The sequence below is a fragment of the Citrobacter sp. Cu233 genome, assembly GCF_030332225.1.
Lineage (GTDB): Bacteria > Pseudomonadota > Gammaproteobacteria > Enterobacterales > Enterobacteriaceae > Citrobacter.
In genome coordinates this window covers 157,726-176,818 of the sequence record NZ_JAOWIF010000033.1, presented here as the reverse complement: position 1 = coordinate 176,818, position 19,093 = coordinate 157,726, and the positions used below count along the sequence as shown (strand labels likewise).

The following is a 19,093-nucleotide window of genomic DNA, read 5'->3' as shown; positions in this document are numbered from 1 at the left end:
CTTCACAACTTAACAGGGAACAGTTCAGGCCGTGAATTTGTGCAGACCGCGATCCATGCAAAAAACACCAATAAAATCGCGGCATTACAAACTCAAGAACAACGGCGTGACCATAACCGATTCTCCAGGAATACTGAATGGAACTACTGACTCAATTACTGAATGCTTTATGGGCTCAGGATTTTGAAACTCTGGCCAATCCTTCCATGATTGGTATGCTGTATTTTGTACTGTTTACAATTTTGTTCCTGGAAAATGGGTTGCTACCAGCGGCCTTTTTACCTGGTGACAGTTTGCTGGTACTGGTCGGCGTACTTATTGCCAAAGGCGCAATGGGTTTTCCGCAAACAGTACTGCTACTCACCACCGCAGCCAGCCTCGGTTGTTGGCTCAGCTATATTCAGGGCCGATGGTTGGGTAATACCCGCACCGTGCAGAACTGGCTTTCTCATCTTCCGGCTCATTATCACCAACGCGCGCATCATCTTTTCCACAAGCATGGTCTGTCTGCGCTGCTGGTGGGCCGATTCATTGCGTTCGTCAGAACATTACTGCCGACCATTGCCGGGCTGTCCGGCCTGAACAATGCCCGCTTTCAGTTTTTCAACTGGATGAGCGGATTATTATGGGTGCTTATCCTGACATCACTGGGTTATCTGCTGGGCAAAACGCCGGTATTCCTCAAGTATGAAGATCAGCTGATGTCATGCCTGATGCTGCTTCCCGTTGTTTTGCTGGTATTTGGCCTCGCAGGTTCACTGGTTGTATTATGGAAAAAGAAATACGGGAACCGAGGGTAAATTATGCTGAAATCACGCATAACGCTCCGACGACTGGCCTGGACTACCACTTTTATCCTGTTTTTAGGCGCGCTTATCCTGACCTGGTCAGCCATTCGCCAGCAGGAATCGACGCTGGCCATTCGTGCTGTGAATCAGGGCACCAGCATGCCAGACGGCTTCTCTATCTGGCATCATCTGGATGCCAACGGCATTCGTTTTAAAAGTATTACCCCGCAAAATGACGCGCTGCTGATCACCTTTGATTCCAGCGCGCAAAGCGCAGCCGCGAAGGTCGTTCTGGACAGAACATTACCGCATGGCTTCGTTATTGCTCAACAGGATGATGACAATCAGGCAGTGCAGTGGTTATCTCGTTTACGGGATACACCGCACCGCTTTGGTTAATCTCCAGGAATCTGAATTAGATCACTCACTTTGGTGATTTCACCGTTTAGTGCCTATGATTAATAAACTGAAGTTATGACCTACAGCTTTATTATTCTGGAGCATCGACCACAAAGCACCGGGTCGAATCACAATGGAAGGTTCAAGAATGAAATACCGCATCGCTTTGGCAATTAGTCTTTTCGCTCTCAGTGCCGGCAGCTACGCTAACTCCCTCTGTCAGGAAAAAGAACAAGATATTCAACGGGAGATTAGTTATGCCGAAAAGCACAACAATCAGAGCCGCATCAATGGCCTGAACAAAGCGCTGAGTGAAGTTCGGGCAAACTGTACTGACAGCAAACTGCGCGCGAATCACCAGAAAAAAATCGCAGAACAGAAAAATGAGATAGCCGAACGTCAGCGTGATTTAGCCGAAGCGAAGCAAAAAGGCGATGCGGATAAAATCGCAAAACGCGAACGTAAGCTTGAAGAGGCTCAGAAAGAGCTGAAGAAACTTGAGACCCGCGATTACTAAGTACGGTAACTACCCACTCACCTGGAGAAAACTATGTCGAAAGATAACGCTACGGAAAATCTGCGCGCCGAGCTGAAATCCCTTGCGGATACGCTCGAAGAAGTACTGAGCTCCTCTGGCGATAAGTCGAAGGAAGAGATGAGTAAAATTCGCAGCAAAGCCGAACATGCGCTGCGCGAGAGCCGCCATCGCCTGAGCGAGACCAGCGATGTGATTGCTAAGCAAACCCGTGAAGCTGCGGCCAAAGCCGATAACTATGTGCGCGAAAACCCATGGACAGGCGTTGGTATTGGCGCTGCGGTCGGTGTGGTGCTTGGTGTACTGTTGTCGCGCCGCTAATAATGGCTGACTCTCAACACGCACAAGGTCCGGGCAAAAGCGTCCTGGGGATTGGACAACGGATCCTCACGATTCTCGTTGAGATCGTAGAGACCCGATTACGGCTGGCCGTCGTTGAACTGGAAGAGGAAAAAGCTAACCTTGTCCAGATCGTGCTGATGCTGGGACTGACTATGCTCTTTGCGGCATTTGGGCTGATGAGCCTGATGGTGCTTATCATCTGGGCCATTGACCCTCAGTACCGCCTGAACGCGATGATTGCCACCACCGTTGTGCTGTTGCTTTTAGCGCTCGTTGGCGGGATATGGACGCTACGTAAAGCCCGTAAATCAACACTATTACGCCATACACGCCACGAACTTGCTAATGACAGGCAGGCCCTGGAGGATGATGTCTAATGAGCAGTAAAGTCGAGCGCCAAAAACGTAAGGCACAACTGCTTGGTCAGATCCAGCAGCAACGGCTGGATCTGTCTGCCACCCGCCGCGACTGGCTGGAGGTGACTGACGTATACGATCGTGGCTGGAAAACGCTGCTGAACCTGCGCGCCTGGGTGCTGGTCGGCAGCAGTATTATGGCTGTACGCACCATTCGTAATCCTAATCTGCTGGTTCGCTGGGCTAAACGCGGTTTTAGCGTCTGGAGCGTATGGCGTCTGATTAAATCGACAATCAGACAGCAACAATTGCGCGGTTAACCCCTGCCGTATCCCTTATTTTGCGGGTTCCTCAAATTTTTTGAAAATTACTGACAGTTTTCCTTGCTAACAATTGTCATCCAGCACGTCTATGATTCTCTCCATCGACAGCAACGACGCGCTCTGCAGCGTTGATGCACAAAAGACAAAACAATCCGCCTGAGTGGTTTCCTGGAGAGTACGATGAAAAAATTAGAAGATGTTGGTGTACTGGTAGCGCGCATTCTGATGCCAATCCTGTTTATTACTGCAGGTTGGGGAAAAATCACCGGATATGCGGGTACCCAACAGTATATGGAAGCCATGGGCGTCCCTGGTTTTATGTTGCCGCTGGTTATTCTGCTTGAGTTCGGCGGCGGTCTGGCCATCCTGTTTGGTTTTCTGACCCGTACTACCGCGCTGTTCACCGCAGGCTTCACCCTGCTGACCGCGTTCCTCTTCCACAGCAACTTTGCGGAAGGGATGAACTCTCTGATGTTCATGAAAAACCTGACCATCGCAGGCGGTTTCCTGCTGCTGGCTATCACTGGTCCGGGTGCGTTCAGTATCGACCGCGTACTGAATAAAAAGTGGTAAGCAAGCTATACTAAACGCATCAAAAAGCGAGGAGACATCTCCTCGCTTTTGCTATCTAAAGAGGTGATAAAATGGGACAACTCATTGACGGCGTATGGCATGACACCTGGTACGACACCAAATCGACCGGAGGTAAATTCCAACGTTCTGCATCGGCTTTCCGTAACTGGCTCACCGCAGATGGCGCATCAGGACCCACTGGCGAGGGTGGCTTCGCCGCCGAAAAAGACCGCTATCATCTGTACGTTTCTCTGGCCTGCCCGTGGGCGCATCGCACGCTAATTATGCGTAAACTCAAAGGTCTGGAGCCCTTCATTTCCGTTTCCGTAGTGAATCCGCTGATGCTGGAAAACGGCTGGACGTTTGATAACAACTTTCCGGCAGCAACAGGCGATACGCTTTACCAGCACGAGTTTCTCTATCAACTGTATTTACACGCCGATCCGCACTACAGCGGCCGGGTAACGGTTCCCGTGCTGTGGGATAAAAAAAATCACACCATCGTCAGCAACGAATCGGCAGAAATCATCCGCATGTTTAACACCGCGTTTGATGCGCTGGGCGCAAAAGCCGGGGATTACTATCCACCAGCCCTGCAAAGCAAAATTGACGATCTGAACAGTTGGATTTATGACAACGTCAATAATGGCGTTTATAAAGCTGGTTTTGCTACCAGCCAGGAAGCGTATGACAGCGCAGTAGAAAAAGTCTTTGAATCACTGGCGCGACTGGAGCAGATTCTCGGTCAGCATCGCTATCTGACTGGCGACCAGCTAACAGAGGCTGACATTCGCCTGTGGACTACGCTGGTACGTTTTGATCCGGTGTATGTCACCCACTTCAAATGCGACAAACATCGGATCAGTGACTATCTGAATCTGTACGGTTTTCTGCGTGATATCTACCAGATGCCAGGCATTGCGGACACCGTCAATTTCGATCACATCCGCAATCACTATTTCCGCAGCCACAAGACCATTAACCCGACCGGTATTATTTCTATCGGTCCGTGGCAGGATCTCAACGAGCCTCACGGGCGTGACAGCCGTTTCGCCTAATTTACACAGGCCCCCTTTTGGGGGCCTAATTATTCACACCATAAATATTTACCAGCATTATATTCGCAGCTATTCTTATTTTGATTGCTTTAAAAACAAGTAATTGAACGCAGAACGAGGCGAAAATGGATTGGTATTTAAACGTATTAAAGAACTACTTTGGTTTTGGTGGTCGTGCACGGCGCAAAGAGTACTGGATGTTTATTTTAGTTAACATCATCTTTACGTTCGTGCTGAGCGTGTTAGACAGGATGTTTGGCTGGCAACGCGCCGGGGGAGAAGGCGTATTAACAACGATTTATGCCATTCTGGTTTTTATACCGTGGTGGGCTGTTCAGTTTCGGCGTTTGCATGACACCGACCGTTCAGCATGGTGGCTGTTAGTATTGCTGATCCCCATCATTGGCTGGTTGATAATCATTCTTTTCAACTGTCAAAACGGCACGCCGGGTAGCAACCGCTTCGGCGCTGACCCTAAACAGCTGTCCTGACGTCGCACACACAGATGCCTGGTGGCGCTGCGCTTATCAGGCCTACAACATACTCCGTCATGTAGGCCGGATAAGGTGCAATTGCACCGCCATCCGGCTTCATCATCTTTTTATTTCCCGGCAAACAGTTTCGGGATTTCCCGCAAACACCAGGACTTCGCTTCGCCCATACTGTCCCGACGCCAGGCCATGATGATATCTATTTCATTTGTCGATTCCGGGCTAACCACACGCAGCCGGCCAGCGGCAATATCCTCTTCGACTAACGGATACGGCATGGTCGCTACACCCAGCCCGGCTAACAGCGCTTGACGCTTATCTTCAATAGTACTGACCGTCAGACGCGGTTGTTTATCCAGAAGCTGAACTGTCAACACCGGGCGCTCACGGGCAGTGTCCGCCACCGCTATTCCCCGGTATTTCACACGGGTGACTTCAGACAACGGTTCCGGCTCCTGGTGGATCGGGTGATCCGGTGCCGCCACATAGACGTTCATCAGCGAGTATAGCTTGCGCGAGTTAATTTCTGATGATGAGCGGAAATGCATATCCGGCGCGATCACGATGTCCGCTCTGCCCTGCTCCAGACGCTCCCACGCCCCGGCCAACACTTCAGTGATGACGGAAAGCTGCGTGTTCGCCTTTCCGGCAAGGCGGTCGATAAGCGGGAAGAATGCCGCCGTTGGCACCAACGCTTCGGTGACAATCGTCAGATGCGTTTCCCAACCTCGGGCCAGCGCTTCAGCATCGGTCGTCAGCTTATCCGCAGCCTCCAGCAACACGCGCCCACGTTCAAGCAGCATACGCCCGACGTTGGTAAATTTTGTGCGGTGACCTGAGCGGTCAAACAGCACAACATCCAGCTCTTCTTCCAGTTTCTGCATGGTGTAGCTGAGGGCGGAAGGTACGCGTCCCAGTTCATCTGCCGCGGCGGCAAAGCTGCCGCGCCTGTCTATTGCGTCCATGACGCGTAACGCTTCAAGCGTTAAAGCCCGTTCTTTGGCCATTTCGTTCTCATTCAGGAAATTTGAACATACCGGGCAGAATATCTGGCTAACAATGCAGCGTCTAGCCATTTAACATAAAAGGAAGTAAAGAGAGGTCAAGAACTATGATTACTACCCGTACAGCCAAACAATGCGGGCAAGCAGACTACGGCTGGCTGCAGGCCCGTTATACCTTCTCCTTTGGACACTATTTTGATCCTAAACTGCTGGGTTATGCCTCGCTGCGTGTTCTGAACCAGGAAGTTCTGGCACCGGGGGCCTCTTTCCAGCCACGTACCTATCCAAAGGTTGATATCGTCAATCTGATCCTCGAAGGGGAAGCCGAGTATCGCGACAGCGAAGGTAACCATATTCAGGCCAAAGCCGGAGAGGTGTTACTGCTCGCTACGCAACCGGGGATCAGCTACAGCGAGCACAATATCAGCAAAGATAAGCCCCTGACCAGAATGCAGCTATGGCTGGACGCCTGCCCACAGCGGGAAAATACCTGCGTGCAAAAAGCGGCGCTGAATGCTGACAAGCATCAACTGCTTGCTTCACCTGACGGTGAACAGGGCAGCCTGCATCTTCGCCAGCAGGTCTGGGTACATCATGTTGAGCTGCAAAAAGGTGAATCACTGAGTTTTCAATTGCATGGGCCTCGCGCGTATTTGCAGTCGATCCATGGCACGTTCCATGCGGTCACTTCAGGTGCCGAAAAAGAAGCGCTTACCTGCGGTGATGGCGCATTTATTCGTGATGAAACTAACATAACGTTAGTTGCCGATACCCCATTGCGCGCTTTGCTGATAGATTTGCCCGTATAGTCATTAGAATCAAGGGAGTACGACTATTGAGCAAGAAGTCATCAAAAAAACGCCAGCCGCGAGTTGAGGCCAAAAAACAGGAAACCGTCGTCTTTGGCTACGAGGACCTGCTAACGGAACTGGAAGCAATCGTTGCTGATGCCGGGCTACGGCTGGAAGAAGAAGAAGCCGCTCTCTGACGGGTAATCGTCGTTCAGACAGCGGCCTGTCGGATGGCGACGCTAATACGTCTTATCCGGCCTACGGTTTTGTAACGATGCACACCCGTAGGCCGGAAAGCTGCGCGCCATCAGGCAGTCAGTCGCCAGATTAATGTGCCTTGCTGGCCATAATCTCAATGATCTGCTTGTCGGTTTCCTGCATTGAACGACACGCCAGCGCACACAAGTTAGAGATAGATTGCTCCACGTTATGCGCCACAATGCCTTCATTCCCCGTCACGGCAGTATCGTCCAGCGCCATGAGTACCGCCTTCCACGCCGCCGACGCGCTGGTAGAGACTTTCATTGCGCAGCTGTTTGATGCGCCATCGCAAATCATCCCACTCACATCGCCAATCATGCTGCTAATAGCCATAGCGATAGTGTTATAGCGACCATCCACAACCCACGCCATACCTGCCGCCGCGCCCATTGCCGCGGTCGTTGCCGCGCACAGTGCAGACAAACGCGGAAGCTGATGATGGATGTAGATCGCACTCAGGTGAGATAACATCAGCGCACGTGCCAGTTTCTCTTCATCGGCACCAAAGTGTTCAGCCACCACCATCACCGGAACGGTGGCAGTAATACCCTGATTGCCGGAACCGGAGTTGCTCATTGCTGGCAACGTCGCCCCACCCATTCGTGCATCCGATGCCGCACTGGTACGAATAAGAATGGCGGTTGAGAGATCGTTAGCCAGCAAACCACGTGCGCACTGTTTCTCAAGTGTGGTGCCGATATGCAAGCCCCAGCTACCGCTTAGTCCTTCCTGAGACAACGCGCCGTTCAGTTTTGCCGCATCAAGAATAAAGCGAATAGCGTCAAACGGCACAGCATTCACAAATGCCACAATCTCTTCCAGCGACGTGTGGGATAGCACTGCCAGCGGGGATTCCTGCTCATCAGCCTGAACCTGCTCAGGCTGAGTAAACACCACGCCTTTGTGGGTCTCGATATGCACAATGTTGGTATGCCCGCCGACAATCGTCACACACGCCCAACCTTCCTGACTGTAAACCTTCGCGCGAGAGAAGAGAATGTCCTCGCAAGGCTCCTGCAGCATCACCGCCACCTTCCCGGCGGTCAGCATCGCTTTGGCATCTGCAATGGCGTGCGCCGACGCATCTTTCAGTACTTCTAACCCTGCCTGGGCATTTCCCCCCAAAGCCCCCAGCGCAGCCGCTACGGGAAGACCGACCATCCCGGTACCCGGCACGGTAACACCCATGCCGTTCTTCATCAGGTTTGGTGAGACCCACGCATCAATGCGTTCCACCGCGCCGTCCAGCTCAGCAGAAGCGGCAGCCGCTGCCAGAGCCAGAGAGATAGGTTCCGTACAACCCAGCGCAGGTTTCACTTCTTCCTGCACAGCGCGAATAAAACTATCCCATAATGGATTCAATGTAGTCTCAAACATAACAACAACCCTTGCTCAGATAACTCAGGAAAATGCCAGGAACGGAGAAACGCACAACAACAGGCCGGTGACGATAATCAGGTACAGGGAGGCGCCTTTGTATTTGTGCAATGCAGGAACTTTGTAGACCAGCCAGGCCGGGATCAAACAACCCACCATGCCGAAGATTGGGCTACAAATAGAGGTGAAGCTCAGTACCGGCGCATTGAGCACAATTGCACTCCAGGCCAGTAAGATAGCGAAGACCATAATGCCGCGTTGAACCAGAGTTTCGTTGATCTTCTCGGCTGGCATTTTGCGACGCAGCACATTCATCACGATCCCCTGAGTGGCTTCACGAAAGCCCAGGTAAACACCGAAGAAGGCGGTCATCACGGCGAAAATGTTCAGGATAACGCTGACGATTTTTACCCAACCGGCACCATCACCACTGATAAACTGTGCGGCAATCGCCAGAGCGGAAATGTTCTGCTCATAGGCTTTAACCGCTTCATCGTGGCCCATCGCCAGCGTGAAGGAAACGGCGTAGAAAAAGACGGTGACAAACAGAATACCGAAGGCGATGTTCATAGCACGCAGGGCCTTATGGCGTGCCACCTCAATCGATTTCTCACGAGAGCGGTACGAAATAACCATCGGGCTTAGCGTCTGAATAAACAGAATTGAAGTCAGGGTAAACGGCAGCGTGATAATTGCGTTTTTGATCAGGAGCGCCATCGGCGGCAGTGAGCCCGCATTATACAAATGCCACATCCCCACCATTGATACACCAAGCGCGGCAACCACCAACAGCTTGGTCAACACCATGCCCGTGGAGATCTTAAACAACATTTTTTCGCCACGTGACGAGATGGCAACCAGGATACAAATCAGCACCAGGCCGTAGAATGGGCTGTCAGACAACAACCCGTCAGTGACGCCAAAAGTGTGCAGATAAGAGGCGCTATCGTTAGTGATAGCCGTGGAGTAAACGAACATCCAGATAACCAGCATCACAAAATATAACGCGCCTAACAGGATGCCCCAGTTTTTACCCAAATAGCCGCTGATTACGCTCGGGTAGTCTTTGCATTCCGGGGATTCCGCCAGCGTGTTGATAAACAGGCGCTGGAACAAATACATCGCAGGATAGCCGATAATCGAGGAGAGCAAGAAAACCCACAGCCCCATCAGCCCCACCTGGACGGGAAGGAAAACAATCCCCGCACCAATCGCCATCCCAATACTCATAATGACCCAGCCCGTGTCCGTGCTGTCGAACTTAATGGCTTCCTGCCATTCACTTTCGGTCATTCCCGCCCGACGCGCAGGCGCTGATGCGTCGAGTATTACGCTACTATTCGTTGCCGTTTCCATAATTTCCCGCTTAATGTGTAGGTAGAGGTTTTTTTATTTTATCGCACTGCTTCAAGGCGATACGCAGTACATGAGATGCAGGCAAGCTATTAGAATGGAGAAATCATACGCGCAGGGTTAGAGAAAAACTTCACAAACAAACCCCTGTAATTGCTGATAGTTAAGAAATATTTTCTCTTTAACCAATACAAGATGTTATTAATTTCTATTTTTGAAGCAGATCACAACAAAAAAGGCGTACTAAAGTACGCCTTTTTTTCCTGTCAGATTGAGTCACTCTTTGCCGGATGGCGGCGCTTGCGCCTTATCCGACCGAAAAAAGCGTGCAACCCCTAATCACGGCCATTAACCTCAGGTACAAACCACTTTAATTGCCAGGCCTCCACGAGAGGTTTCACGGTATTTGTCGTTCATGTCTTTACCCGTCTCGTACATAGTTTCGATCACTTTATCGAGCGAGACGCGTGGCTCGGACGTCCGTCGTAACGCCATTCGCGCGGCGTTGACGGCTTTCACTGCGTTGATCGCATTACGTTCAATGCACGGAATCTGCACCTGTCCGGCCACCGGATCGCAGGTAAGGCCAAGGTTATGCTCCATCGCGATCTCAGCCGCAATGCAGACCTGCGCAGGGCTGCCACCAAGCAATTCCGTCAGCCCGGCCGCGGCCATTGAGCAGGCCACACCAATTTCGCCCTGACAGCCGACTTCGGCGCCAGAGATCGAGGCGTTCATCTTATACAGTGCGCCTATCGCCCCGGCAGCCAGTAAATAACGGGCGATGGAGTTGGCATTCACCGGACGGCGGAACTTGTCGTAATAAGCCAGGACGGCAGGGATAATCCCGCATGCGCCATTGGTCGGTGCGGTAACAACCCGACACCCGGCGGCGTTTTCTTCGCTCACGGCCAGAGCGAACATGTTGATCCAGTCAATAACGTTCATCGGATCGCTGGACAAGTTATCGCTGGAGACCAGCAACCGACGCAGTGCCACGGCGCGACGCGGAACGTTGAGTGGACCAGGCAGAACACCTTCGGTGTTCATGCCGCGTTCAATACCCGCGTGCATGACTTCCCAGATCGCGGCAAAGCCAGCATCAATCTCTTCTTTGCTGCGCATCGCCAGCTCGTTTTGCATCATCAGACCGGAAACGGAAAGTCCGTTTCGCTCGCAGAGTTTCAGCAGTTCGCTGGCGGAATGAAAGTTGTAGGGCACATGTGTTTCAACATCATGTGCCTGACCAAATTGCTCCTCTTCAACGATAAAACCACCGCCGACGGAGTAATAGGTTTTACTTAACAGCATCTCCTGACCATTCCACGCGACGATGCGCATGCCATTCTCATGGCGCGGAAGTGTTTCGCTATGGAAAAGGATGCTTTCAGCAGGTGGGAAATCGACAACATGTGTGCCCTCGGCAACCGGTAAACGTCCGGTACGTGTCACTTCCTGAGTAAAACCAGCAATTGAATCAATATTGACGTTTTGCGGACTGTTACCGGCCAGCCCCATCATGATGGCGATATCGGTCGCGTGACCTTTTCCGGTCAGGGAGAGCGATCCATAGAGGTCGACCACAATGCGCGTGGTCTGGTGCAATTCTCCGCTACTGACCAGTTGGTCGATAAAGCTTTTACCGGCGTTCATTGGCCCCACGGTATGGGAGCTGGAAGGTCCAATGCCAATCTTAAAAATATCGAATGCGCTAATCATATCCACACCCTCGGATTGCCGTTCAGTGAAGACCAGGTTTCACACTCATTAAAGGATCGGGGCGATCTGCACGATCGCCCCGCAGGGGATTACACCGTGTCACCACGTACGGCGATGGCTTCAATCTCCAGCTTCACATCTTTCGGTAAGCGGGCGACCTGAACGCAACTGCGCGTGGGGTAGATAGCCTTATGCTCATCAAAGAACTGCTGGTACACCTGGTTAATCGTGGCGAAGTCATTCAGGTCGGCAACGAAAACGGTGGTTTTCACGATGTCGCTCACTTTCAAACCTGCGGACTCGACTATCGCTTTCACGTTTTCCAGACTCTGACGCGCCTGATCGACCACGTTTTCAGCCACTTCACCGGTCTGTGGGCACACCGGTATTTGGCCCGATGTGAACACCATGCTGCCCAGATCCACACCCTGTACGTAAGGACCAATGGCCCCTGGCGCACATTCCGTTGCAATAACTTTTCTCATAACTCCTCCGGCGTTATAGCGCCTGGGTGAAAGTACGTGAAATAACGTCCTGCTGCTGTTCGCGAGTCAGCGCGTTAAAGCGCACCGCATAACCAGACACGCGGATCGTCAGGTTCGGATAGTTTTCCGGGTGCTCTATGGCATCCATCAACATTTCGCGGTTCATGACGTTAACGTTCAGGTGCTGCCCACCTTCGACATGTGCTTCATGATGGAAGTAACCGTCCAGCAGACCGACCAGGTTGGTTTTACGTACGCTGTCCTCTTTGCCCAGCGCAGCCGGCACAATGGAGAAGGTGTACGAGATACCATCTTTGGCATAGGTAAATGGCAGTTTGGCCACCGAGGTCAACGAGGCAACAGCACCTTTGCGATCGCGGCCGTGCATCGGGTTCGCCCCAGGTGCAAACGGTGTACCTGCGCGACGTCCATCCGGCGTGTTACCGGTTTTCTGGCCATACACCACGTTAGAGGTGATGGTCAGAATGGACTGCGTCGGCACCGCGTTACGATAGGTTGGCAACACTTTAATTTTCTTCATAAAGCGTTCAACCAGGTCGCAGGCGATGCTGTCTACGCGCTCATCGTTGTTACCGTATTGCGGATAGTCGCCTTCAATTTCGAAATCGACAGCCAGACCGTTTTCATCACGAATCGGTTTCACTCGTGCGTACTTAATCGCTGACAGAGAATCCGCCGCTACGGAGAGGCCCGCCATACCGCACGCCATCGTGCGATAAACGTCACGATCGTGCAGCGCCATCAGCGAAGCTTCGTAGCTGTACTTGTCGTGCATGTAGTGGATGATGTTCAGTGCGCTGATGTACTGCACGGCCAGCCAGTCCATAAAGTGGTCCAGGCTCTCCATCACCGTGTCGTAATCCAACACATCATCCATCAGTGGCGTGGTTTTCGGTCCAACCTGGATTTTCAGTTTCTCATCCACACCGCCGTTGATTGCGTACAACAACGTTTTGGCGAGGTTGGCTCGCGCGCCAAAGAACTGCATTTGTTTGCCGATCACCATCGGGCTAACGCAACAGGCAATGGCATAGTCATCGCTATCAAAGTCTGCCCGCATCAGATCGTCGTTTTCGTACTGCAAAGACGATGTGACGATAGACACCTGGGCGGCATATTTTTTGAAGGCAATCGGTAGCTGCTCAGACCACAGCACCGTCAGGTTCGGCTCAGGTGCCGGTCCCATAGTGTGCAGCGTATGCAGGTAGCGGAACGAGTTTTTCGTCACCAGCGTGCGGCCATCCAGCCCCATACCGCCGATAACTTCGGTCGCCCAAATAGGGTCACCGGAGAACAGGGTGTCGAATTCCGGCGTACGCAGGAAGCGCACCATGCGGATCTTCATGATGAAGTGGTCGATCAGCTCCTGCGCCTGCTGCTCGGTTAAGGTGCCTGCTTTGAAGTCACGCTCAATGTAGATATCGAGGAAGGAGGCAGTACGGCCCAGCGACATCGCGCCGCCATTCTGAGATTTCACCGCAGCCAGGTAAGCAAAGTACACCCACTGTACCGCTTCCTGCGCATTACGCGCCGGACGGGAGATATCGCAGCCGTACTTCGCCGCCATTTCCTGCATTTGCAGCAGGGCGCGACGGTGCTCAGACAACTCTTCACGCAGACGAATCGTGGCTTCAAGATTCTGTCCCCACTCCAGGTTCGACTGAAGATCGGCAAATTGCAGTTCACGTTCACGTACCAGGTAGCGGATACCGTACAGCGCCACGCGGCGGTAGTCGCCGATAATGCGGCCACGACCATAGCCATCCGGCAGACCAGTCAGTACACCGGATTTACGGCAACGCAACATATCCGGAGAGTAGGCATCGAACACACCCTGGTTATGGGTTTTACGCAGTTCTGTAAACTGATATTCAAAATCAGCGTCCATCTCACGACCATAAGCATCAAAAGAGCTTTTGATCATGTTGATACCGCCAAACGGATGCAGAGCGCGCTTGAGCGGCTTGTCCGTTTGCAGACCGACAATCTTTTCCAGTTCTTGTTCAATATAACCCGCATCGTGTGCGGTAATTGTCGTTGCAATATTGGTATCGAAATCAACCGGCGCATGCGTTGAGTTTTCAATACGAATACCCGCCATCACCTTTTCCCACAGCGCAGTGGTTGCTGGTGTTGCTTCGGCGAGGAAAGATTCATCCCCTTCATAAGGCGTGTAGTTGTGCTGAATAAAATCACGGACATTAATTTCTTCTTTCCAGTCCGTACCTTTAAAGCCGTTCCAGGCTTCGGCATACAGCATATCGCTGGTATCGATATTTACCTTCATGAAAAATAATCTCTCTACAGAAAATTAATTATGCAAATTCTACTGGTGTATTAATTTTGCCTAAATGAATGGCATCACGAGCAATCATTTTCTCTTCATTCGTGGGAATAACCGCACAGACGACACGAGCGTCCTTATTGGAGATAATTCTTTCGCCGTGAGAATTTGGCAGACTATTCATATCGCTGTCGATATTCACACCTAAAACGGCAAGATGCTCAATCACCAGACGACGAATTAATACTGAATTCTCACCAATTCCACCGGTAAAAATAATCCCATCAAGACGATGCAACGATGCAGCATGTCCGGCAATATGACGTGCAATACGATGCACAAACGTTTTAATCGCCAGTTGTGCGCGTTCGTGTCCTTCGTGCCAGGCTTTTTCCAGCGTACGTAAGTCGGACGACAAACCGGAAATACCCAACAGACCAGATTCCTTATTCACTACGCGTTCAAGGTCGCTTAGCGTCTGGTTAGTTTCACTGGCGATCCACGCCATCGCACCGAAGTCCACATCACCGCTGCGAGTCCCCATCATCAAGCCTTCCAGCGGCGTCATCCCCATCGAGGTATCCACGCTCCGCCCATTACGAACCGCACAGATAGACGCCCCGTTCCCGAGGTGAGCCACAACCAGTCCAGAATCATCATGCGGTAGCTCAAGCAGTTCATGCGCACGTTGAGAAACATAGCGGTGCGACGTGCCATGGAAGCCATAACGACGAACACCCAGCTCCTCAAAATATTTCCACGGTAAACCGTACATATAAGCTTCAGGCGCCATTGTCTGGTGGAAGCTGGTATCAAATACCGCAACCTGCTGCACACCTGGGAAAAGATGCTGTGCAGATTCAATCCCACTCAGGTTCGCATAATTATGTAACGGTGCTAAAGGAGAGACCCGGCGAATATTCTCGATAACTTCATCAGTAATAATTGCCGATTCAGTAAAGATACTTCCGCCGTGGGCAATACGGTGGCCAATTAAGGCCACGCTGTCCATTAAATTACGGTTCTCCAGTTCAACGGCAATAGCCTTTAATGCATCTTCGTAGCTGTGGTGAGCCAGCTTAGCTGGCTCACCTCCATTAATTGCTATGAACGCATTTTCAGAGTTAATACCGTCTGCAATTCCCGCCATTAAAACTTCACAGTTTGCTGCATCCAGCACTGAGAATTTAATGGAAGATGAACCGCAGTTAATAACCAGTACTACCGGAAACTCATTCATTTCACTACTCCGCTCATCCTGAGCTTATGGATTAAAACAGTTTGTAAACGATGTTCAGGATGGTCAGCAAACCAATCACGGTAACAAACACGTTATCCAGACGGCCACGGTATTTCGCCAGTGATGGCGCTTTACGGATGGCATACATCGGCAGCAAGCAGAGCAGTGAGGCGATAATTGGCGCACCCATCGCTTCAATCAGGTCCAGGATGTTCGGGTTGGCGTAAGCCACAACCCAGGTGGAACCCATGATGAAGATCATGCTGATGGTGTTGAGTTTACCCGCGGAAACCTTGGTCTTATCACCTTTATAACCAAACTTCAGCACCAGACCGTTCAGACCTTCCAGCGTGCCCAGATAGTGGCCGAAGAAAGATTTGAAGATAGCGACCAGTGCGATGATAGACGCACCGTATTCCAGAACTGTCGCGAAGGTCGATTTCGTGCCAGACAGTGATGCAAAGTGGTTCGCCAGGTAAGACAGCACCGGAATATTTTGCGCTTTCGCGTCAGCCATGTTTGCCGGAGAGAGTGTGAACAGGCAGCTAAAGGCGAAGAACATCACCACAGCAACCATCAACATGCTGGCGCGAGAGATGATTTTAGAGCACTTCTGCTCGGTAAATTCGCGGCCAAAATCTTTCTCATACTCTTCACGTTTAGAGACGACGAAGGAAGAAACAATCGGCGAGAAGTTGAAAGAGAACACCATGATGGAAATACCCAGCCACACAGTGACCAGAATACCGTCATGACCAGTCAGCGCGATGTTGCTGAGATCAACCTGCTGGATAACCGCAGAGTTCCAGTAAGGAATCAGGGACAGGGAGATAAGCACCAGGCTGGCAATAAACGGCCATACCAGGTAGCTCATCACTTTAACCATCAGGTCCTTACCAAACCAGATGACGAATGCCATCAGCAGCAGCAGGAACAGGGCGACAAAGCCACGGTTCAGCGCAGGCATCTGCAACTGGTTTTCCCAGAAGGTCATAAAGGTGTTGGTAATGGTGACGCCGTAAATCCACAGCAGCGGACAAATCGCAAAGAAGTAGAGGAACGTGATAACCACGCCGCCCGTTTTACCAAAGTGCTCTTCAACCGTTTCTGTGATGTTGCCGGAAGGATTAGAACCGGAAAGACACAGGCGTGCCAGGGCACGGTGGCAATAGAAAGCGATGGGGTATGCTAACACCAGCATCAACAGAATGGGGATCAAGCCGCCAAAACCTGCGCGGATAGGGAAGAACAACACCCCGGCGCCGATGGCTGTACCAAATAAACCCAGTGTCCAGGTGGTGTCTGATTTACGCCAGGACGATTGTTTTGTCTGGCTGGATACAATGCTATCAGTAGTACTCATATCCTATCCTCAACGAAGTATATTAAGCGTCAACTAAACCAGTAATTTGGGATACACGAGAAAGATCGATATTACCGCCAGAAATAATGCTGACTGTTTTTCTGTTCTGGATATAGCTATCTAATTTCCCGCTTAATAATGCTGCGCAGGCCAGCGCACCGGCACCTTCAGTCACAACTTTATTTCGCTGAATTAATGCCACCATGCTGTTGCGAATTTCATCTTCGCTGACCAGGACAATGTCATCTACCAACTCACGAACGATTTCATACGTTAAAGTACCCGGGCGGGAAACGTCACAACCATCCGCCAGGGTGCCGGTCGTTCGGTGCGTGGTTATTTCTCCAGCGTGGAAAGATGCCGCCATGCCGTGAACGTTTTCAGACTGCACGCCAATAATTCTAATTGTTGGGTTGATAGATTTAATTGCTACGGCAATACCCGCAATCAGTCCGCCACCGCCAATGGGTACAATCACGTTATCGACATCGTATAAATCTTCTAAAATTTCCAGGCCAATCGTTCCCTGGCCGGCAATCACTTTTGGATCATCATAAGGAGGAATAAAGATACGGCCTTCAGTTTCGACAATTTCGCTGACCTTAGCGATAGTGTCGTTGAAGTTGTCACCGTGCAGCACAACTTCTGCGGAGTAATCGCAGGTTGCCGCCACTTTAGATTTCGGCGCGCCTTTTGGCATCACCACTTTGCCGTCGATACCGAGCATAGCGCAAGAGAGAGAAACGCCCTGCGCATGGTTACCCGCAGAACACGCCACCACACCTTTACGTCTTTCAGCTTCAGTTAATGAACTGAGCTTATTAAAAGCACCACGGATTTTAAATGAGCCCGTACGTTGCATATTTTCGAATTTGAGGAAAATTTCCCCTTTGCAACGTTCACTAAAATAGTTAGAGCGAGGCATTCCCGTTTTATAAATTTTCCCCGCCAGTCTTTTTTTCGCTTCGAGGATATCTTCAATTGCAACTGGGAGATCGTATGTAATGTGCATTAGAACCTCTTACCTGGGTATTAAAGTAAATAGATAGCCGTGACCAACGTCTGATATAGACCGATGGTGTTAATTTTCATTAAAACAAGTTCAATCTTTAATCAATCTTAATTAATTGCTTTCGCCTACAACAATTATATGACGAATATTCTTTGGCTAATTCAACCAAAATAGATGCTGCTTTTTTTATTCGATAATTTTTAGACCAAACGGCGGCATAACGTGCAACCGGTAAGGCTTCTTCTACCGGGATAGTAATAAACTGGTCTGAACCAAATGGAGCGGTCATATCACAGGGAATTACTGTTAAGAAATCAGCATTGAGAACAAGATTATAAATCGTGACGACGGAGTCTGTTTTAACGATGTTTTCACTGCTGATGCCATTATTTTGTAACGTGGTGAGAAGTTCGCTGTAGTAACCCATATTCGTTTGTGGCAACACCCACTGTTCGTTTTTCAACGCGCTCAGTGTGGTGATGCCGGTGCATGTTCGGGACTTACTGGCCACCAGAATAAACTCTGATTCGAACAGCGGCTCCACATGGAGGTCGTGCAGTTTCATCTCATCACTTAGCGTACCAATGGCGAAATCCAGACGACCATCGCGTACCGCAGGTAAGAAAGAAGAGAGCTGAGCCTCATACATGGAAACCTGCGCTTTCGGGAATACCTCTTTGAATTTTTTAATCATGCCGGACATGATGGTAAAGGCGATCAGTGAAGGGAAGCCAAACGACACATCAACGACCGCATTGCTGGTCATGCTATTCATCTCATCAACCATGTTTTTCATTTCGCGGGTAATGGATTCAGACCATGAGAGCATCACCTGACCTGCCTGGGTCAGCGTCACACCGGTATTTTTACGCACGACTAACTCAATGCCAAAATAAGCCTCAACATCGTTAATGATTTTGCTGACAGCGGGTTGAGTTAAACCTAATTCTTTTGCAGCCGAGCCGATAGAACCACTTCTAATGACTTCCTGAAAGACCACTAAATGCTGTGTTTTAGGGAGAGTAATAGTATTCATATCGACCTGTGCTAATTACTTTGTTGACGGCAGGAAGTGTACCAAATTAAGCAATCGAGGATATGTGCGACCACTCACAAATCCCCTTCCCTTACATTTTGTAGGATTATTATAAAATAATAAAAAACTTTGCAATCAATTAGTTACAAAAAAACGATCTCACTTTAACCTGACATTAATCAAAAAAAGATGGGGGGATAACGGAATTTTATGGCAATAACACACCTGCTTTTTTCGTTATTTCCAAAAAACATGAAAGGCTATATTTCAATCAATTACAGA

General features: G+C 50.5%; 21 protein-coding genes. 11 read left to right on the top strand and 10 right to left on the bottom strand.

Annotation, left to right across the window (positions count from 1 at the left end; translation table 11 throughout):
* Nucleotides 1-137: 137 nt before the first annotated feature.
* From yqjA to OGX95_RS10970, 9 genes are all read left to right on the top strand, one after another.
* Nucleotides 138-800, top strand: coding sequence for a DedA family general envelope maintenance protein YqjA (gene yqjA / locus OGX95_RS11010; protein ID WP_003828561.1), 663 nt, complete (start codon nt 138-140; stop codon nt 798-800).
* A 3-nt stretch (nt 801-803) separates the two neighbouring features.
* Nucleotides 804-1,187: an EnvZ/OmpR regulon moderator MzrA gene (mzrA, locus tag OGX95_RS11005; RefSeq protein ID WP_286629435.1), complete on the top strand. Its 384-nt coding sequence runs from the start codon at nt 804-806 to the stop codon at nt 1,185-1,187.
* 148 nt (nt 1,188-1,335) lie between these two features.
* On the top strand, nt 1,336-1,704 hold the full coding sequence (locus OGX95_RS11000; RefSeq protein WP_286629434.1) for a DUF1090 domain-containing protein: 369 nt from the start codon (nt 1,336-1,338) through the stop codon (nt 1,702-1,704).
* 33 nt (nt 1,705-1,737) lie between these two features.
* Nucleotides 1,738-2,043, top strand: coding sequence for an ElaB/YgaM/YqjD family protein (locus OGX95_RS10995; protein ID WP_003024832.1), 306 nt, complete (start codon nt 1,738-1,740; stop codon nt 2,041-2,043).
* Between the two features lie 2 nt (nt 2,044-2,045).
* The gene (locus OGX95_RS10990; RefSeq protein ID WP_271442083.1) at nt 2,046-2,441 is read left to right on the top strand and encodes a phage holin family protein; all 396 of its coding nucleotides are present in this window, start codon (nt 2,046-2,048) and stop codon (nt 2,439-2,441) included.
* Nucleotides 2,441-2,740: a YqjK-like family protein gene (locus OGX95_RS10985; RefSeq protein WP_286629433.1), complete on the top strand. Its 300-nt coding sequence runs from the start codon at nt 2,441-2,443 to the stop codon at nt 2,738-2,740. Before OGX95_RS10990 ends, OGX95_RS10985 begins: the two co-directional genes overlap by 1 nt.
* A gap of 183 nt (nt 2,741-2,923) precedes the next feature.
* Nucleotides 2,924-3,316 carry a DoxX family protein gene (locus OGX95_RS10980; RefSeq protein ID WP_005131473.1) on the top strand — a complete coding sequence of 131 codons (393 nt, stop codon included), beginning with the start codon at nt 2,924-2,926 and terminating at the stop codon, nt 3,314-3,316.
* A gap of 71 nt (nt 3,317-3,387) precedes the next feature.
* The gene (gene yqjG / locus OGX95_RS10975; RefSeq protein WP_286629432.1) at nt 3,388-4,374 is read left to right on the top strand and encodes a glutathionyl-hydroquinone reductase YqjG; all 987 of its coding nucleotides are present in this window, start codon (nt 3,388-3,390) and stop codon (nt 4,372-4,374) included.
* Between the two features lie 125 nt (nt 4,375-4,499).
* Entirely contained in the window at nt 4,500-4,865 is a 366-nt protein-coding gene (locus tag OGX95_RS10970) for a DUF805 domain-containing protein (protein ID WP_286629431.1), read from the top strand.
* 110 nt (nt 4,866-4,975) lie between these two features.
* Here OGX95_RS10970 and yhaJ read toward each other — a convergent pair whose 3' ends face one another.
* Nucleotides 4,976-5,872, bottom strand: coding sequence for a DNA-binding transcriptional regulator YhaJ (gene yhaJ / locus OGX95_RS10965; RefSeq protein ID WP_271442079.1), 897 nt, complete (start codon nt 5,870-5,872; stop codon nt 4,976-4,978).
* A 104-nt stretch (nt 5,873-5,976) separates the two neighbouring features.
* Between yhaJ and OGX95_RS10960 the strand changes: the two genes are divergently transcribed.
* Together OGX95_RS10960 and OGX95_RS10955 are read left to right on the top strand one after the other, a co-directional pair.
* Nucleotides 5,977-6,678 (top strand): pirin family protein, encoded by a 702-nt coding sequence (locus OGX95_RS10960; protein WP_286629430.1) that lies wholly within the window; start codon nt 5,977-5,979, stop codon nt 6,676-6,678.
* Between the two features lie 26 nt (nt 6,679-6,704).
* Nucleotides 6,705-6,857 carry a protein YhaL gene (locus tag OGX95_RS10955; protein ID WP_286629429.1) on the top strand — a complete coding sequence of 51 codons (153 nt, stop codon included), beginning with the start codon at nt 6,705-6,707 and terminating at the stop codon, nt 6,855-6,857.
* Nucleotides 6,858-6,987: 130 nt separating this feature from the next.
* Here the strand turns inward: OGX95_RS10955 and OGX95_RS10950 are convergent, their stop codons facing one another.
* The 9 genes from OGX95_RS10950 to tdcA all read right to left on the bottom strand — a co-directional run bounded on the left by OGX95_RS10950 (nt 6,988) and on the right by tdcA (nt 18,811).
* The gene (locus OGX95_RS10950; protein WP_286629428.1) at nt 6,988-8,298 is read right to left on the bottom strand and encodes an L-cysteine desulfidase family protein; all 1,311 of its coding nucleotides are present in this window, start codon (nt 8,296-8,298) and stop codon (nt 6,988-6,990) included.
* Between the two features lie 24 nt (nt 8,299-8,322).
* Complete coding sequence (locus tag OGX95_RS10945; RefSeq protein WP_286629427.1) at nt 8,323-9,654, bottom strand: SLC5/6 family protein; 1,332 nt, start codon at nt 9,652-9,654, stop codon at nt 8,323-8,325.
* A 351-nt stretch (nt 9,655-10,005) separates the two neighbouring features.
* Complete coding sequence (gene tdcG, locus OGX95_RS10940; protein WP_286629426.1) at nt 10,006-11,370, bottom strand: L-serine ammonia-lyase; 1,365 nt, start codon at nt 11,368-11,370, stop codon at nt 10,006-10,008.
* An 89-nt stretch (nt 11,371-11,459) separates the two neighbouring features.
* Nucleotides 11,460-11,855, bottom strand: coding sequence for an enamine/imine deaminase (locus tag OGX95_RS10935; RefSeq protein ID WP_286629425.1), 396 nt, complete (start codon nt 11,853-11,855; stop codon nt 11,460-11,462).
* A gap of 13 nt (nt 11,856-11,868) precedes the next feature.
* The gene (pflB, locus tag OGX95_RS10930; RefSeq protein ID WP_286629424.1) at nt 11,869-14,163 is read right to left on the bottom strand and encodes a formate C-acetyltransferase; all 2,295 of its coding nucleotides are present in this window, start codon (nt 14,161-14,163) and stop codon (nt 11,869-11,871) included.
* A 28-nt stretch (nt 14,164-14,191) separates the two neighbouring features.
* Complete coding sequence (gene tdcD, locus OGX95_RS10925) at nt 14,192-15,400, bottom strand: propionate kinase (protein ID WP_286629423.1); 1,209 nt, start codon at nt 15,398-15,400, stop codon at nt 14,192-14,194.
* Between the two features lie 31 nt (nt 15,401-15,431).
* Complete coding sequence (gene tdcC / locus OGX95_RS10920) at nt 15,432-16,763, bottom strand: threonine/serine transporter TdcC (protein WP_271442072.1); 1,332 nt, start codon at nt 16,761-16,763, stop codon at nt 15,432-15,434.
* Between the two features lie 22 nt (nt 16,764-16,785).
* On the bottom strand, nt 16,786-17,775 hold the full coding sequence (gene tdcB, locus OGX95_RS10915) for a bifunctional threonine ammonia-lyase/L-serine ammonia-lyase TdcB (protein WP_137382486.1): 990 nt from the start codon (nt 17,773-17,775) through the stop codon (nt 16,786-16,788).
* A gap of 97 nt (nt 17,776-17,872) precedes the next feature.
* Complete coding sequence (gene tdcA, locus OGX95_RS10910) at nt 17,873-18,811, bottom strand: transcriptional regulator TdcA (RefSeq protein ID WP_286629422.1); 939 nt, start codon at nt 18,809-18,811, stop codon at nt 17,873-17,875.
* Between the last annotated feature and the right edge of the window lie 282 nt (nt 18,812-19,093).

Excerpts from the sequence above, each read along its gene's own strand:
- yqjA (WP_003828561.1), top strand. The coding sequence starts at position 138 with ATGGAACTACTGACTCAATTACTGAATGCTTTATGGGCTCAGGATTTT.
- mzrA (WP_286629435.1), top strand. The coding sequence starts at position 804 with ATGCTGAAATCACGCATAACGCTCCGACGACTGGCCTGGACTACCACT.
- OGX95_RS11000 (WP_286629434.1), top strand. The coding sequence starts at position 1,336 with ATGAAATACCGCATCGCTTTGGCAATTAGTCTTTTCGCTCTCAGTGCC.
- OGX95_RS10995 (WP_003024832.1), top strand. The coding sequence starts at position 1,738 with ATGTCGAAAGATAACGCTACGGAAAATCTGCGCGCCGAGCTGAAATCC.
- OGX95_RS10990 (WP_271442083.1), top strand. The coding sequence starts at position 2,046 with ATGGCTGACTCTCAACACGCACAAGGTCCGGGCAAAAGCGTCCTGGGG.
- OGX95_RS10985 (WP_286629433.1), top strand. The coding sequence starts at position 2,441 with ATGAGCAGTAAAGTCGAGCGCCAAAAACGTAAGGCACAACTGCTTGGT.
- OGX95_RS10980 (WP_005131473.1), top strand. The coding sequence starts at position 2,924 with ATGAAAAAATTAGAAGATGTTGGTGTACTGGTAGCGCGCATTCTGATG.
- yqjG (WP_286629432.1), top strand. The coding sequence starts at position 3,388 with ATGGGACAACTCATTGACGGCGTATGGCATGACACCTGGTACGACACC.
- OGX95_RS10970 (WP_286629431.1), top strand. The coding sequence starts at position 4,500 with ATGGATTGGTATTTAAACGTATTAAAGAACTACTTTGGTTTTGGTGGT.
- yhaJ (WP_271442079.1), bottom strand. The coding sequence starts at position 5,872 with ATGGCCAAAGAACGGGCTTTAACGCTTGAAGCGTTACGCGTCATGGAC.
- OGX95_RS10960 (WP_286629430.1), top strand. The coding sequence starts at position 5,977 with ATGATTACTACCCGTACAGCCAAACAATGCGGGCAAGCAGACTACGGC.
- OGX95_RS10950 (WP_286629428.1), bottom strand. The coding sequence starts at position 8,298 with ATGTTTGAGACTACATTGAATCCATTATGGGATAGTTTTATTCGCGCT.
- OGX95_RS10945 (WP_286629427.1), bottom strand. The coding sequence starts at position 9,654 with ATGGAAACGGCAACGAATAGTAGCGTAATACTCGACGCATCAGCGCCT.
- tdcG (WP_286629426.1), bottom strand. The coding sequence starts at position 11,370 with ATGATTAGCGCATTCGATATTTTTAAGATTGGCATTGGACCTTCCAGC.
- OGX95_RS10935 (WP_286629425.1), bottom strand. The coding sequence starts at position 11,855 with ATGAGAAAAGTTATTGCAACGGAATGTGCGCCAGGGGCCATTGGTCCT.
- pflB (WP_286629424.1), bottom strand. The coding sequence starts at position 14,163 with ATGAAGGTAAATATCGATACCAGCGATATGCTGTATGCCGAAGCCTGG.
- tdcD (WP_286629423.1), bottom strand. The coding sequence starts at position 15,400 with ATGAATGAGTTTCCGGTAGTACTGGTTATTAACTGCGGTTCATCTTCC.
- tdcC (WP_271442072.1), bottom strand. The coding sequence starts at position 16,763 with ATGAGTACTACTGATAGCATTGTATCCAGCCAGACAAAACAATCGTCC.
- tdcB (WP_137382486.1), bottom strand. The coding sequence starts at position 17,775 with ATGCACATTACATACGATCTCCCAGTTGCAATTGAAGATATCCTCGAA.
- tdcA (WP_286629422.1), bottom strand. The coding sequence starts at position 18,811 with ATGAATACTATTACTCTCCCTAAAACACAGCATTTAGTGGTCTTTCAG.